Origin of the sequence: Proteus sp. GOKU (assembly GCF_015475555.1) — a bacterium.
Classification (GTDB): domain Bacteria; phylum Pseudomonadota; class Gammaproteobacteria; order Enterobacterales; family Enterobacteriaceae; genus Proteus; species Proteus mirabilis_B.
In genome coordinates this window covers 1016977-1033029 of record NZ_CP034105.1, presented here as the reverse complement: position 1 = coordinate 1033029, position 16053 = coordinate 1016977, and the positions used below count along the sequence as shown (strand labels likewise).

Genomic DNA, 16053 nt, shown 5'->3' with positions numbered 1-16053 from the left:
TCATTTCATTCATTTATGCTTTATCGGACGTTAGGATCAACCTCCAAAGTCATCCAGCATAATGTTTTCATCTTCAACGCCTAAATCTTTGAGCATTTTAATAACTGCTGCGTTCATCACTGGCGGTCCACACATATAGAATTCACAATCTTCTGGTGCTGGATGATTTTTGAGGTAATTCTCAAACAACACATTGTGAATAAATCCAGTATAGCCAGTCCAATTATCTTCAGGTAATGCATCTGAAAGTGCGACATTCCATGTGAAATTTTCGTTTTCTTTTGCAAGCATATCGAAATCTTCAGTGTAGAACATTTCACGAACAGAACGTGCACCATACCAGAAGCTGATTTTGCGTTTAGAATGTAAGCGCTTCAATTGGTCGAAGATATGTGAACGCATTGGCGCCATACCTGCACCACCACCAATAAAGATCATCTCAGCATCGGTTTTCTTAGCAAAGAATTCACCAAATGGTCCTGAAATTGTCACTTTATCGCCCGGTTTTAATGACCAAATATACGATGACATAATTCCTGGTGGCACATCAGGATTACGTGGCGGAGGTGTTGCAATACGCACGTTTAACATGATGATGCCATGCTCTTCAGGGTAGTTCGCCATTGAATAAGCACGTACAGTGGTTTCTTTAACGTCAGAAACATAACGGAATAAATTAAATTTATCCCAATCTTCACGATACTCTTCTGGTACATCAAAATCTTCATAACGTACCGTATGAGGAGGACATTCGATTTGAATAAATCCACCAGCACGGAAAGGTACAACCTCACCTTCAGGGATTTTTAACACTAATTCTTTAATGAAAGTAGCTTTATTATCATTTGAGATAACTTCACATTCCCACTTTTTAACACCAAAGATTTCTTCTGGTAATTCTAATTTCAAGTTGTTTTTTACGTTTACCTGACATGCTAAACGACAACCTTCTTTAGCTTCACGCTTGTTAATATGCGAAAGTTCTGTCGGTAAAATATCACCGCCACCTTCCAGCACTTTAACGCGGCACTGACCACAAGAGCCACCGCCACCGCAAGCTGATGAAATAAAAATACCTTCGTTTGATAATACGTTAAGTAATTTATCACCTGCTGGTGCATCAAAACTTTTTTCTGGGTCTCCATTGACCTCAACTGAAATATCCCCTGTATTGACCAGTTTTGATTTTGCGAACAAAATCAACGCTGTTAATACCAATACAATCAGGGTAAACATCACGACACCTAGAATAATTATATCCATGAGTTCTTCTCACCCTTTATAGCTGAACACCAGAGAAGGACATGAAACCTAATGCCATCAACCCTGTGGTGACAAAAGTAACGCCTAACCCTTTCATACCTGCCGGTACATCCGCGTACTTCATTTTCTCACGAATAGAAGCCAGTAATACGATGGCTAACATCCAACCAATCCCAGAGCCGAAACCATAAACAATAGATTCACTAAAGTTATAGTCACGTTGTGCCATAAATGACACACCACCGAAAATGGCGCAGTTAACGGTAATAAGTGGCAAGAAGATCCCTAGTGCGTTATACAGCGCAGGGAAATAACGGTCTAAAATCATCTCTAGGATTTGTACCAGTGCCGCAATCACACCAATGAAAGTGATAAAGTTTAAGAAACTTAAATCAACACCTTCCATCAATGCATTATCACGTAACACATAGTTGTAAACCAAGTTATTCAACGGTACAGAAAGACCCAGAACAACGGTAACAGCGATACCTAATCCAAAAGCGGTTTTTACGTTTTTAGAAACAGCGAGGAATGTACACATCCCTAAGAAGAATGCGAGCGCCATATTCTCAATAAAAACAGCACGAACAAACAGGCTTATATAATGTTCCATGGCGATTAGTCCTCTTCAACCTGTGCAGGTTTTAATGTACGTAATCCCCAAATTAGCAAGCCAATAATAAAGAACGCACTTGGTGCTAACAGGAATAAACCGTTTGGCTGATACCAGCCACCATTTTGGACAGATTCCATTACTGTAATGCCGAATAATTTACCAGAACCAAAGAGTTCACGTAAAAAACCAACAAGGATCAAGATAACGCCGTATCCTAAGCCGTTACCAATACCATCCATAAAGCTTTCAACAGGAGGTGCTTTCATCGCATAAGCTTCAGCACGACCCATTACAATACAGTTAGTAATGATAAGACCAACGAAAACAGATAGTTGCTTAGAAATTTCATACGCATAAGCTTGTAGTATTTGGTCAACAACGATAACTAATGAAGCAATAATCGCCATTTGAACAATAATACGAACACTACTTGGTATGTAATTACGAATTAGTGAAATAAAGAAGCTTGAGAATGCAGTAACCAAAGTTACCGCTATTGTCATCACTAATGCGGTTTCAAGTTTTGTTGTTACCGCCAATGCAGAACACACACCTAATACCTGTAAGGCAATCGGGTTGTTATCTAACAATGGCCCAAGTAAAACTCGTTTAATTTCTTTTGTATCAGCCATTGATCTCTCCTTCACGAACTTTTTTCAGGAATGGGCCGAAACCTTTTTCACCTAACCAGAAATCGAACATATGCTGGATACCATTTGAGGTCAGTGTTGCACCAGAAAGTCCATCAATGCCATAAGGATTACCAGCCGCTGCGCCGCTGCGCACAATTTTAATTGCAGGTACGCCTTCTTCATTAATTAAGCGCTTACCTTTCCACTGTGCTTTCCATTGAGGGTTATCAACTTCACCACCTAAGCCTGGCGTTTCACCATGAGCATAATAGGTAATACCTTTAGAAGTCACACCATCAATATCAACCGCAATAAATGCATACATCACAGACCATAAGCCAGAACCATAAACTGGTAAAACGACTTCTGTGGTTTTGCCTTGTTCATCAAGAACAAAGTACACTTCTGCGGTATTTGCACGTCGACGAATTTTAGCTGCATCGTCGGCTGGAGATAATGCAATGGAAGTATCATCACTACGTAATGCAGCGTTTAAATCAAAATTGCCTTTGCTATCAGTCAGTTCACCTGTCTGGAAATTAACAATTTTTGCTTTAATACGAGTGTCATACACTTTCAGTACATCTGTCGCACTCATTTTAGGTACGAGCAGACCCGCAACATCAAGAATATTACGTTGTTTATCAAGAAGTTTTTGCTCTTCTTGTTTAGACTTCAGTCCAACAGCGGCTCCTGCTACTACCACGGAACACACTAGACATAGAATAAATACAACGAGGAACGTTCTTGCGACGCTATCTTTGTTTTTCTCTTTAGCCACGAGCTTTTCTCCGCTTAATATTCGCCTGAACAACCACGTAATCGAACAGTGGTGCAAATAAGTTTGCGAATAAGATTGCCAGCATCATACCTTCTGGGTAAGCCGGATTGACGACACGAATAAGCACAGCCATTACGCCAATCAAAATACCGTAAGCCCATTTACCTTTATCAGTAAACGATGCGGATACTGGATCTGTTGCCATAAACATCATACCGAAAGCAAAACCACCTAATACTAAGTGCCAGTGCCAAGGCATTGAGAAGAGAGGATTGGTATCTGAACCGATGAGGTTAAACAGGTATGACATTGCAATCATGCCCACCATTACCCCAGCGACAATACGCCATGAAGCAATGCGAGCAAAAAGAATGACAGCACCACCGATTAAAATCATCAGCGTTGAAACTTCACCGATCGACCCTGGAATATATCCAAGGAAAGCATCCATCCAAGAGATAGGTTGTTGAGTGACGGTATTTACTAATGCACTTTCACCCGATACAGACCATTGTGACAATGGTGTTGCACCAGAGAAACCGTCAGCCGCAGTCCAAACTAAATCACCTGAAATTTGAGCCGGATAAGCAAAGAACAGAAATGCACGACCTGCCAATGCTGGGTTTAAGAAGTTACGTCCTGTCCCACCAAAGATTTCTTTCGCGATAACAACACCAAACGTAATACCTAATGCAGCCTGCCAAAGTGGTAATGTTGGCGGTACGATTAAGGCAAATAAGATTGATGTTACAAAGAAGCCTTCGTTAATTTCATGACCACGAATAAAGGCAAAAAGAACTTCCCAAAATCCGCCAACCGCAAAAACAACTAGATAAATAGGTAAGAAGTAAGTTGCACCAAGTAGCATCTTACTTGCCCAACCCGCATCTGTTGTTAATGATGCGCCGAGGAATTCAGCAAGGCGATAGTGCCAATCTGAAGCAATGATTTGCTGTAATTCAGCACCACTATATAACTGATTAAGTGCAGGGATCGCTTGATGACCTACGTTATACATTCCCCAAAACATTGCTGGGAAAACGGCTAACCAAACTAAGATCATCATGCGTTTTAGGTCAATAGTGTCACGAACATGACCGCCATTACGCGTGACAGTACCTGGCGTATAAAATACCGTGGTCACTGCCTCATAAAGTACGTACCATTTTGCTAATTTGCCACCGGGCTCAAAATGGTGCTCTACTTTTTCAAATAAATTTTTCAAACCCATGAGTTACCCTTCCTGCTCAATTTTGGTCAATACTTGGCGCAGTGCTGGGCCATACTCATATTTGCTTGGGCAAACATAAGTACATAATCCCAAATCTTCTTCATCCAATTCCAAACAACCTAATGCTTGAGAACTGTCAGTATCACCTACAACTAAATCACGTAATAAATGCGTTGCCATAATGTCTAACGGCATCACACGCTCATAGTTACCAATTGGTACCATTGAACGTTCGCCACCATTCATAGTAGTTGTGAATGCAAAGCGTTTATTTTTTAAGAAGTGACCGATAGTGGTACGAGTGATAGAAAATTTATCGCTACCCGGCATACCCCAACCAAATAACTCTTTATCACGACCTTCACGTAATACAGAAACTTGGTTATGGAAACGACCTAAATAGTGATGAGCCTCATCAGATTTCCATCCCCATAATACAGAGCCAGAAATAATGCGGTTTTCACCATCAACTAATTGATCTTTAGTTAACTCATAGAGATCAGCCCCTAAACGAGTACGCACTAAACGAGGTGCTTTTACTTGAGGGCCAGCTAATGCAACAACACGCTCTGTATATAAAGAACCTGTTGTAAACAGATAACCAATAGCAATAACATCTTGATAATTTAAATGCCAAACCATTTTCTTAGTACTAACAGGTTCTAAGAAATGGATATGCGTACCGACTAATCCTGCTGGATGTGGGCCTGCAAATTGGTTATAGCTAATTTGTCCGTCATTTAATTTTGTCGGTGATTTTTCACCATGACAAACATAGACTTTCCCTTCGGTTAAACGAGTTAAAACAACAAGGCCATCATTAAATGCCTTCTCATTTTGCTCAATAATAACCATAGGATCTGCTGCAAGCGGATTTGTATCCATTGCAGAGACGAAAATGGCAACAGGTGTTGTGCCTAAATGCGGAGTACGGCTATAAGGACGAGTCCTTAACGCAGTCCACATTCCCGAATTAACAAGGTTAGTTTCAACTTGTTCGCGGGTCAGGTCTGAGAGCGTTGAGCTATCATAACGGTTAAAGGTAATTTCTTCGTCGCCATCAATTTCGATAACGATAGATTGGAACACACGACGTTCGCCGCGGTTAATTGCAACGACTTTACCACAAGCTGGGCTGGTGAAAACAACACCGGCATTCTTTTTATCTTCAAAAAGAATTTGCCCTTTTTTTACATGCTCACCTTCCGAAACCATCATAGAAGGACGCATACCGACATATTCTTCACCTAGCAATGCTACGCGTCGAATCGCGGGTCCGTCTTCTATCACTTGGGCAGGCGCTCCTGCAATTGGGAGGTCGAGTCCTTTTTTAATTTTAATCATAAGATTTGCACAAGTTTATCAGTTAAACCCTAAGCTACAAATTCACCCCGAAAATGTAGCGACTCTGTAATAAAAACATCTTAAGGTGTTTTTGAACCTTAAGTTATTTATCTCCGATAATTGTTACTATTTTCTCTTATTCTGCCGAACTGAATTTTATCATCTCAGCCTAAACCTGTCTGACTATTCGAGTGATTTAGCTCAAGCAAATGGGAATATTATTTTGACTGAAACGTTAACAACTCGTATAAACCGAATTAAAATATCATTTTTCTCGACGAGCGACTAAATTTCATACAGAATATTTTGTAAAAGAAAAGAAACCATATCAGATTTTAATTTACAAATTTATTGCTTCATAGCAATCTACGATCTACTTTATCAACAAATTTTAAGCTATTTTTCTGATAAAACCATGACCAGTCACGCAAAACTACTAATCAGTTTTTTAACATTAATGTTAACTTCCTTATTAGTTAACGCTGAAAATAGTTCAAGTTTCCTAATGAAACCTGTTAAAAAAAGTACAGGCGAGCCTATCTATATTCAAATTTTCAAAGAAGAAAGCTTACTTGAACTTTATACGGAAAAATTAGATGGGCAATTAGAAAAAGTACGTACTTACCCTATTTGTAGCTATTCTGGAGGTCTTGGACCTAAAAAGTTTCAAGGTGATTTAAAAAGCCCTGAAGGTTTTTATCAGGTCAATTTCTCGCAATTAAATCCGAACAGTCGATTTTACCGAGCTATTAACCTAGGATTTCCTAATCAATATGATAAATCAAAAGGATACACCGGCGACTTTTTAATGATCCACGGGGCATGTAAATCAGTTGGTTGCTATGCAATGACAGATTCAGTAATGGACGAAATTTATCAGTATGCTGAATTGGCGCTACAAGGAGGCCAATCTACGATTAATATTCATATTTTTCCATTTAAGATGACCGCTGAAAATATGAAAAAACACCAGTACTCAAAAGATATGGATTTCTGGCAACAGCTTATGCCAGCCTACCAATATGTTGAAGAGCGCAAACAAATCCCATCTGTTACTGTTCAAGATGGGCGTTATTACGTTAATAGCACTTTGACTTCATCGAATAGTGTAAATTCAGTCCTTAACTTATCACAAAATAGCGAAAGCAAATGGCTACAGAATACGCACACCACGATCAAATAAGACAAACTCGCCAGCGGGAATACGCTGCCAAGATTCATTTCCAGTCAATGGTAATGTTGAAATAACAGAAACCACATCATCTGATTGTGTGTGTTGCTGGAAATCAATTTCTACATCTTGATCAAGTAATTTTGCTTTGCCGAAAGGTGCTTTACGCGTGATCCAGTGTAAGTTAGTTGAACAATATGCCATTACAAATCGACCGTCCGACAACAGCATATTAAAGACCCCTTTTTGCTTTAATTGAGAGGCTAAAATAGCGATAAAACGAAATACAGCAGGCCAATTCACAGGAGTTCGTTTATAGCGATTTTCAAGTTGATTTAAGATCCAGCAAAAAGCTTTTTCACTATCTGTCTGCCCTATCGCCCGAAAACGCCCTGTCTCAAGAGATTGATAACCTTTCAGTTGACCATTATGCGCATAAGTCCAGTTTTTTCCCCATAATTCACGGGTGAAAGGATGGGTATTTTCTAAAGAGACATTACCTCGATTCGCTTGACGAATATGAGCGATCACAGCCTCTGATTTAATCGGGTACTCTTGAACAAAGCGAGCGACTGGTGAAATTGCGCTGGCTTGAGGATCTTTAAATGTACGACATCCCAATCCTTCGTAGAAAGTAATTCCCCATCCATCTTTATGAGGTCCTGTCTTTCCACCTCGAGGAATTAAGCCACTTAGACTGAAGTTAATATCTGTCGGTACATTTGCACTCATGCCTAACAACTCACACATCGCTCACTCCTTCTTGTCGATGTTTATTGCTAATTTATAGCAATATCAACAAATTATTTTTCCATTTCTTTTTCAATTAATTGGATCAGAATATGGATAACTTTGATATGAATTTCTTGAATACGATCAGCGTAACCGAAATGAGGTACACGAATTTCAATATCTGCTGTACCGTCCATTTTTCCGCCATCTTTCCCCGTTAACGTAATGACTTTCATGCCTTTCTCACGCGCAGCACTAATTGCTTTGATGATATTGCCTGAATTGCCTGAGGTTGAAATACCCAACAGAACGTCACCTTCTTTACCCACTGCTTCAACATAACGAGAGAAGATATATTCATAGCCAAAATCATTACTCACACATGAAATATGGCTTACATCTGAAATAGCAATGGCAGGATAACCAGGGCGATTTTCACGATAGCGTCCGGTTAACTCTTCTGCAAAATGCATTGCATCACAATGAGAGCCACCATTACCGCAAGATAATACTTTACCGCCTGCTTTAAAAGAATCTGCTAATAACACCGCAGCTTTTTGGATAGCTTCAATATTTGCATCATCTTGAAGAAAGCGAGAGAGTGTATCTGCTGCTTCTGTTAATTCACCACGGATAAGATCTTGGTACATAGGATTTTTACTCCAGAAAGGGTAATCGAAATTTTCTGTTTCTCAGTGTAACGGATTAAATGTCATGAAAGAAGATACCTATTATCGACAAATGCTAACTTCTCTCATTTACGAATAATTTGTGAGCTATATTGTAATTAGAATGTAAATATATTGATAAAAGTTAGTGACTGGATTAGATCTAAATAACAAACAACAGGTCTGACCTCTGATCTCTTGCTAAATACAGGAGTTTATTATGACACTACTCAGTATCGTACTTTTTATTATTCTTATTGGCGTACTTAGTTATCGCAAATTCGGTATTGCGGTAAGTAGCCTCGCACTTATTGCTTATACGTTAGTAATGGGTATCGCCAATATTTGGAGTTACTGGTTACTCCTCCCCGTTGCATTGGTTTTATTACCCTTTACTATTCCTTCTATTCGTAGAGCCTATATCTCAGTACCTGCACTTAAAGCATTTCAAAAAGTCATGCCTTCTATGTCTAAAACAGAACAAGAAGCTATTGATGCAGGTACAACATGGTGGGAAGGTGAGCTTTTCCGTGGTGCTCCCGATTGGAAACAACTTCATAATTACCCTAAACCACAGTTAACAGCTGAAGAACAAGCTTTCCTTGATGGACCTGTCGAAGAAGTTTGCCGTATGACAAACGACTTTGAGATCACACATGAATTAGCTGATTTACCTCCTGAAATTTGGCAATACCTTAAAGATAATCGCTTCTTTGCGATGATCATTAAAAAAGAGTACGGCGGATTAGAGTTTTCAGCCTACGCTCAATCACGCGTATTGCAAAAACTGTCGGGAGTATCTGGTATTTTAGCCATCACCGTGGGTGTACCTAATTCTTTAGGCCCCGGCGAACTGCTACAACACTACGGTACTGATGAACAGAAAAAACGCTATTTACCCGGTTTAGCCAAAGGCGATGAAATTCCTTGTTTCGCATTAACAAGCCCTGAAGCGGGCTCCGATGCAGGAGCTATTCCTGACAGTGGCATAGTCTGTATGGGTGAATGGCAAGGCGAGCAAGTACTTGGTCTTCGTTTAACATGGAATAAACGCTATATCACGCTCGCCCCTATCGCAACCGTATTAGGATTAGCATTTAAATTACGCGATCCTGACCATCTATTAAGTGATGACGAAAACCCAGGCATTACCTGTGCGTTAATTCCAACTGATGTCAAAGGTGTTGAAATCGGTCATCGTCATTTCCCACTGAACGTACCATTTATGAATGGACCGACTCGTGGTAAAGATGTTTTTGTTCCTATCGATTACATCATTGGTGGACCAAAAATGGCAGGTCAGGGCTGGAGAATGCTGGTGGAATGTCTCTCTGTTGGTCGAGGTATCACTCTCCCTTCAAACTCTACTGGCGGATTAAAAAGTGTGGCTATGGCAACAGGTGCTTATTCTCGTGTCCGTCGTCAGTTCAAAATTCCAATTGGTAAAATGGAAGGCATTGAAGAGCCATTAGCTCGTCTGGCTGGTAACGCCTATCTTTTAGATTCGGCGGCAACCTTAATTACTACGGGTATTATGCTGGGAGAAAAACCTGCCGTATTATCCGCTATCGTAAAATATCATTGTACTCACCGAGCACAACGTGGCGTTATTGATGCAATGGATATCGTTGGTGGTAAAGGGATCAGCCTTGGGCCATCAAACTTTGTCGCACGTTCTTATCAAGGTTCTCCAATTGCCATCACGGTTGAAGGTGCCAATATTTTAACTCGTAGCATGATCATTTATGGTCAAGGTGCTATCCGTTGCCATCCTTATGTATTAGATGAAATTGCAGCGGCACGAGACAATAACCTACACGATTTTGACCGTGCTTTATTTGGTCATATCGGTCACGTGGCAAGTAACACCTTACGCAGTCTATGGTTAGGTATCACCAATGGACGATTAAGTAATTCGCCAACTAATGATGAAACTCGTCGTTATTATCAACAAATTAACCGTCTGAGTGCCAATATGGCGCTGTTATCTGATGTTTCAATGGGTGTTTTAGGCGGAAGCTTAAAACGTCGTGAGCGTATTTCAGCACGCTTGGGTGATATATTAAGTCATATCTTCCTCGCATCTGCCGCACTTAAGCGTTATGAAGATGAAGGTCGCCATACCGCCGATTTACCTCTCGTACATTGGAGCGTAAAAGAGTGTTTATACCAAGCTGAAAATGCGATTGACGAACTGCTACGCAATTTCCCAAGCCGTGCTGTTGCTGGCACTATGCGAGCAATTATTTTCCCACTGGGTAAAGCTCAAAAATTACCATCAGATAAATTAGATAGCAAAGTGGCGCAACTTATCCAACAACCGTCTGAAACCCGTGATCGCATTGGTAGAGGTCAATACTTAACACCAAGCGAGCATAATCCACATGGTTTAATGGAAGAAGCACTGCTGGATATTTTAGCGGCTGAACCTATTTTCGACCGTATTTGTCGCCTCTATGAGAAGAAATTTAACTTTACTCAATTAGATAAATTAGCAGACAAAGCACTGGCTGATAAACGAGTAACTCAAGAAGAAGCTGATATCTTACGTAAAGCAGAACAGAGTCGCTTACGGAGTATCAATGTTGATGAATTTGACTTTGATGCATTGGCGGTGCCAGCAAAAAAGCCGAAAACTGACAAAGTCAAAACAGACAAAGCAGCCTAACAATCGAGATAAAGGGAAATATTTCCCCTGATAGAACACAAACACCTCATCACTTTTAGTCATGAGGTGTTTTTTATTAAGAACAAACTATTAAGACCAAAAAATTAATTAGAGATCTAACTCCAATGCTAATAACTCTTCTATTGTTTGGCGACGACGAATTAATTGAGGAACGCCTTCTGTTATCAACACTTCAGGAATAAGTGGTCGGCTATTATAATTTGATGACATTGACGCACCATACGCCCCCGTATCATGGATCACTAAATAATCGCCCACCTGTGCTTGAGGCAATAAACGAGGAACAACCGTACCGCCTTCTTGCTGAGTAAAAACATCACCCGATTCACACAACGGACCTGCCACAATAGTCTCTTGTAATTCTGTCATTGGTTTTATTTGACCATGACTGTCTAAAACTGAAATCTGATGATAACTGCCATACATTGCAGGACGCATTAAATCACTAAACCCAGCGTCCACCAGCACATAATGACGGCTTCCCATTGATTTAACGGCTCTCACTTGTGAAATCAATACACCGGATTCAGCCACTAAAAAACGTCCCGGCTCAATCTCTAACTCAACAGAATGCCCTAAGTGTTGTGCAATACGTTGGCGTGCTTTATCCCATAAAGAAAAATAGTGATCCAAATCGACCGTTGCATCACCTTCTTGATAAGGCGTTGATAATCCGCCTCCTGCCGAAATCGCTTGAATATCAACTTGAGAGGTAAGCACTTGCTCTACCATTGCATCGCAGACACTAGCAAGATGTTGATAGTCAACACCCGAACCAATATGCATATGAAAACCAACTAGAGTTAGATTATATTGCTGGATCACAGCTAACGCTTCTGGCACATCTTCATACCAAATACCATGCTTACTGTTTTCACCACCTGTATTGGTTTTTTGACTATGCCCATGACCAAATCCGGGGTTAACCCTTATCCAAACTGCATGACCTTGGTTACGCTCACCTAATTGACGGAGCATATCAATAGAGCCTGCATTAACAGGAATATCTAACTCAACAACACGTTCAATGGTTCTTTCATCAAGTAAATCAGCCGTAAAAACAATCTCACTTTTTTCTCTGCCACCTTGATAACCGGCAACTAAAGCGCGTTCAATCTCCCCCAATGAAACAGAGTCAACTTTGACACCCTGTGCTTTCATTAAACGTAAAATATGAATATTGGAGCACGCCTTTTGAGCAAATCGAACTACATCAAAAGATTTAAGCTGGGCAATACGCTGAGAAATTGTATCGCCTTGATAAATCCATAATGGCGTTCCATAGGTTTGTGCTAATTGGTATTGAGCCATAGTTATTGATGTTGTCATGTTATCTACTCATAGAAGTCACTGGTGAATAAAATCATTATTTATGAACTTACAAGGGAATAAAAATATCAAATAAGCTACACTCTATTCATCGGTGATATAGGAATACAAGATGAAAGCTCCTTTTAATTGGCGACATATTGAAATTTTTCATGCAGTGATGACCACTCAAAACCTTACTGAAGCCGCAGAGTTACTGAAAACGTCACAACCTACTGTCAGTAGAGAGCTATCTCGTCTTGAACATCTATTAGCATTTAAATTATTTGATAGAATAAAAGGCCGCTTACAGCCCACAACTGAAGGATTACGCTTTTTTGAGGAAGTACAGCGTTCTTATTATGGTTTAGATAGAATAATTAACGCTGCTGAAAATATTCGTCATTTTAACCAAGCAGAATTGAATATCACCTGCTTGCCCGCATTTGCTCAATCATTATTACCTTCAATCTGCCGACAATTTCTAGATAAATATCCTGACGTCAATTTAACTATTGTCCCTCAAGAATCCCCTTTATTAGAAGAGTGGTTATCCGCACAACATTACGATTTAGGATTGGTAGAACACACACAAACGCCAGCTGGAACGCGACAAGAAACTATACTTACACTCAATGAAGTCGCAGTTTTACCCAAGTCACATCCATTGTGTAAAAAACCATTGTTGTACCCTACTGATTTTCAAAATGAACGTTTTATTAGCCTGTCAGCCAATGATAGCTACCGACAATTAATTGATACCGTATTTATTAAAAATAGAATTGCACGACAGTTAGTAATGGAAACGCAAAGTGCCGCCTCTATTTGTGCAATGGTGAGTGAGAATATCGGCATTTCAATTGTTAACCCTATTACCGCACTTGATTACTTAGATAAGTCTATTTGCCTTCGTCCTTTAAGCTTTACTATCCCTTTTACCATCAGCTTAATTACCCCATCACATCGCCCTTCATCACAACTTGTTACCTATTTTATTGATGTAATGAAAGAAATATTATCAGATTATCCTAAACGGCTAACCCAAGCTTTTACCCGATAAAGCAAGCCAATAAGGTGATGATGAAAACCACTCTACTAAGAAATCCAGCAATACTCTAACGGCTGCGGGCATATTTTGCCGGCTCGCTAAAACCGCATAAATTCCCATCGGCTGAGCTTGATAGTCAGACAAAATTTGTTCTAATTCACCACTTTCAATATAAGGTTTGGCTGAGTAATAAGGTTGTAACGATATACCAGCTCCTTTTAATGTTGCTTGCAATAAAACAACCGATTCATTTGCGCTTAAATTCCCCCCAACAGGTACTGAATAACGTTCGTCACCTAAATTAAATTCCCACAAGCTACGACCAAAAAATCGGTAAGTTAAACATTGATGCTGAGCGAGTTCATCTGGCGTTTGAGGTATACCTTTTTTTGCTAAGTAATCTTTATGAGCACATACCACAGAAAGACATGTCGCGAGCGAGCGTGCGATTAAGTTAGGCTCAAGGTGATTCGTAATACGCAATGCAATATCAATACGTTCTTCCACCAAATTCACGGTTTGATTAGTAATTTGCAAATCAACCGCAATTAAAGGATAACGCTGCATAAATTCACATATTGCCACTGACAAAATACTGTTTGCTAATGATTGTGAACTGGTAATACGAACAAGCCCACTGATTTGATGACGCTCTTTAGGAATATTAGCGGGTATACGTTCGGCCATTTCTAATAGCTGTACACTCTGTTCATATACTATTTCGCCTACTGATGTTAGGCTTTGTTTGCGTGTTGTTCTATGCAATAAGCGCACTCCTGCCCACTCTTCCATCTCATTTAAATAACGCGTCACCATAGCTCTAGACATACCTAGATAATCAGCAGCTTTTATCATGCTTCCCTGCTTCACAATAGTTACAAACACTTCTGATGCTTTTATTTTATCCATTTGATTTACTCGATTTACGCAACAATCAATTGCCTAAAATAGGGTTTTTCTCTTGTTTTATGCAACATATTATAGTCAGCAACAACATTATGGAGAAAACAAAAGATGAAAAAATTACTTCCTTTAACACTTGCAACTACCGCATTCTTCGCAACATCAGCATTAGCGACTGATTTAACATTAGATATTTATAACCCAGGAGAAGCGAGTGTTTTCCCTGTTTCTTCTGAAATTATTTATGGCGATAAAGATGCCGTTTTAATTGATGCACAATTTCAAAAAAATGATGCTCAAGCTTTGGTTGATAAAATAAAAGCCTCTGGAAAAAATCTGACTTATATCTATATCAGCCATTCTGATCCTGACTTTTATTTTGGGTTAGATGTTATTACTGATGCATTTCCAAATGCTAAAGTGATTGCAACAGCACCCACAATTAAAGCCATTAATGAAACTCAAGCAGGAAAACTTGCCTACTGGGGACCTGTACTTAAAGAAAATGCCCCTCAGAAAATCATCATTCCTGAAGTATTAAAAGGCGATAGTTTTTCTCTAGAAGGTGAAACCATTTCAGTCAAAGGTTTAGATGGACAATCTCCAGATAGAACATACCTTTATGTTCCAAAACTTAATGCAGTAATGGGTGGTGTTTTAGTCTCTGAAAATATTCATGTTTGGTTAGCCGATACTCAAACTGTGGAAGAGCGCCAACATTGGGTTAGTTCGTTACAGCAAATAAAATCGCTATCCCCAAAAACCGTTATTCCTGGTCACTATTTACCAAAAGCAACGTATGATCTACAAGCCGTTGACTTCACAATGAATTACCTAACTGAGGCTGAGAAAAATCTTGAAAAAACGAAAAATTCAGATGAATTTATTGCAGCAATAGAAAAAAATCATCAGAATTTAGCAGATAAATCAAGCCTAGAACTTAGTGCAAAAGTACTAAAAGGAGAGATGCAGTGGCCTCAGTAGCAAGCAATACAGGTAATACCCAAGGTACTAAAATATTGCACTATGTTTATGATCCTCTTTGTGGTTGGTGCTACGGCATTGCTCCCCTGATTGAAGCGGTAAGCAATACGTTTCCAAATACCATTAAGTTACATGGTGGTGGATTGTTTACACCAGCAAGAGCTGTAACGGGTGGTCAATCATGGAAAGAGCATGTTACGCCAATTGATGAGCGTATTAGTCAATTATCAGGTCAAGTTTTTAGTCATGCATATCATGACGCTCTTGGTAACACTGAAATGGTATTAAACTCACTGCTACCTATTTCAGCCGTTCTTGTTGCTGAAATAATGGGAAAGCGAGATGTTTATTTACTAAAAGCATTGCAAGAAGCCTATTACCTTGATGGCTTAAATATCAGTGATAAAGACACTCTGCTATTTATTGTGAAAAAACTTGGTTTTGATGTTGAGCAGTTTGCATCTTTACTGTCTGAAATTAGCGAAACACAAATTCAGCAACATTTAAGCCAGACACAACAATTAATGTCCCAAGTTAATGGCCGCGGTTTTCCGACTTTATTTATTGAAGATAACCAAGGTTACCACCTGATACCAGTTGAAAAATATTTAGGTGATACAAAACGTTGGCAGCAATTTATAAAAGAAAACCTATAATCTTCTTTTCAGTGTGCTGATTAATTT

15 protein-coding genes are annotated in these 16053 nt (G+C 39.5%); 5 read left to right on the top strand and 10 right to left on the bottom strand.

All coding sequences use genetic code 11. The annotated features are described in order from the left end of the window. Positions 1-36: 36 nt before the first annotated feature. From nqrF to EHE21_RS04710, 6 genes are read right to left on the bottom strand one after another with little or no spacing between them, the layout of a single operon-like run. Positions 37-1263, bottom strand: coding sequence for an NADH:ubiquinone reductase (Na(+)-transporting) subunit F (gene nqrF, locus EHE21_RS04735; protein ID WP_194951997.1), 1227 nt, complete (start codon positions 1261-1263; stop codon positions 37-39). A gap of 16 nt (positions 1264-1279) precedes the next feature. Then, positions 1280-1876, bottom strand: a complete 597-nt coding sequence (gene nqrE, locus EHE21_RS04730; protein WP_006534792.1) for an NADH:ubiquinone reductase (Na(+)-transporting) subunit E — start codon at positions 1874-1876, stop codon at positions 1280-1282. 5 nt (positions 1877-1881) lie between these two features. Continuing rightward, the gene (locus EHE21_RS04725; protein WP_088493503.1) at positions 1882-2511 is read right to left on the bottom strand and encodes an NADH:ubiquinone reductase (Na(+)-transporting) subunit D; all 630 of its coding nucleotides are present in this window, start codon (positions 2509-2511) and stop codon (positions 1882-1884) included. Continuing rightward, positions 2504-3292, bottom strand: coding sequence for a Na(+)-translocating NADH-quinone reductase subunit C (locus tag EHE21_RS04720; RefSeq protein ID WP_194951996.1), 789 nt, complete (start codon positions 3290-3292; stop codon positions 2504-2506). Before EHE21_RS04720 ends, EHE21_RS04725 begins: the two co-directional genes overlap by 8 nt. After that, positions 3285-4523 (bottom strand): NADH:ubiquinone reductase (Na(+)-transporting) subunit B, encoded by a 1239-nt coding sequence (locus tag EHE21_RS04715; RefSeq protein WP_099075142.1) that lies wholly within the window; start codon positions 4521-4523, stop codon positions 3285-3287. Before EHE21_RS04715 ends, EHE21_RS04720 begins: the two co-directional genes overlap by 8 nt. Before the next feature lie 3 nt (positions 4524-4526). Beyond that, a complete protein-coding gene (locus EHE21_RS04710; protein ID WP_194951995.1) occupies positions 4527-5867 on the bottom strand; it encodes a Na(+)-translocating NADH-quinone reductase subunit A in 1341 nt (446 codons plus the stop codon). A 415-nt stretch (positions 5868-6282) separates the two neighbouring features. Between EHE21_RS04710 and EHE21_RS04705 the strand changes: the two genes are divergently transcribed. After that, complete coding sequence (locus EHE21_RS04705; RefSeq protein WP_194951994.1) at positions 6283-7050, top strand: L,D-transpeptidase family protein; 768 nt, start codon at positions 6283-6285, stop codon at positions 7048-7050. Here the strand turns inward: EHE21_RS04705 and EHE21_RS04700 are convergent. Next, positions 7021-7788 (bottom strand): class II glutamine amidotransferase, encoded by a 768-nt coding sequence (locus EHE21_RS04700; protein ID WP_075672373.1) that lies wholly within the window; start codon positions 7786-7788, stop codon positions 7021-7023. The genes EHE21_RS04705 and EHE21_RS04700 overlap by 30 nt on opposite strands. A 53-nt stretch (positions 7789-7841) precedes the next feature. After that, positions 7842-8420, bottom strand: a complete 579-nt coding sequence (gene lpcA, locus EHE21_RS04695) for a D-sedoheptulose 7-phosphate isomerase (RefSeq protein ID WP_006534804.1) — start codon at positions 8418-8420, stop codon at positions 7842-7844. Positions 8421-8658: 238 nt separating this feature from the next. Here lpcA and fadE point away from each other — a divergent pair, with 238 nt between their 5' ends. Beyond that, positions 8659-11106, top strand: a complete 2448-nt coding sequence (gene fadE / locus EHE21_RS04690; RefSeq protein WP_194951993.1) for an acyl-CoA dehydrogenase FadE — start codon at positions 8659-8661, stop codon at positions 11104-11106. A 108-nt stretch (positions 11107-11214) separates the two neighbouring features. Here the strand turns inward: fadE and lysA are convergent, their stop codons facing one another. Then, positions 11215-12456, bottom strand: a complete 1242-nt coding sequence (lysA, locus tag EHE21_RS04685; RefSeq protein ID WP_194951992.1) for a diaminopimelate decarboxylase — start codon at positions 12454-12456, stop codon at positions 11215-11217. A gap of 112 nt (positions 12457-12568) precedes the next feature. Between lysA and EHE21_RS04680 the strand changes: the two genes are divergently transcribed. Further along, complete coding sequence (locus tag EHE21_RS04680) at positions 12569-13495, top strand: LysR family transcriptional regulator (protein WP_194951991.1); 927 nt, start codon at positions 12569-12571, stop codon at positions 13493-13495. On the opposite strand, the gene EHE21_RS04675 is transcribed toward EHE21_RS04680, so the two are convergent. Next, positions 13472-14392 (bottom strand): LysR family transcriptional regulator, encoded by a 921-nt coding sequence (locus tag EHE21_RS04675; protein ID WP_194951990.1) that lies wholly within the window; start codon positions 14390-14392, stop codon positions 13472-13474. The two genes, EHE21_RS04680 and EHE21_RS04675, sit on opposite strands and share 24 nt — an antisense overlap. A gap of 105 nt (positions 14393-14497) precedes the next feature. On the opposite strand from EHE21_RS04675, the gene EHE21_RS04670 reads away from it, so the two are divergent. Together EHE21_RS04670 and EHE21_RS04665 are read left to right on the top strand one after the other, a co-directional pair. After that, positions 14498-15370, top strand: coding sequence for an MBL fold metallo-hydrolase (locus EHE21_RS04670; protein ID WP_194951989.1), 873 nt, complete (start codon positions 14498-14500; stop codon positions 15368-15370). Continuing rightward, complete coding sequence (locus tag EHE21_RS04665; RefSeq protein ID WP_194951988.1) at positions 15358-16026, top strand: DsbA family protein; 669 nt, start codon at positions 15358-15360, stop codon at positions 16024-16026. The genes EHE21_RS04670 and EHE21_RS04665 overlap by 13 nt, the downstream gene beginning before the upstream one ends. The last annotated feature ends 27 nt before the right edge of the window (positions 16027-16053 follow it).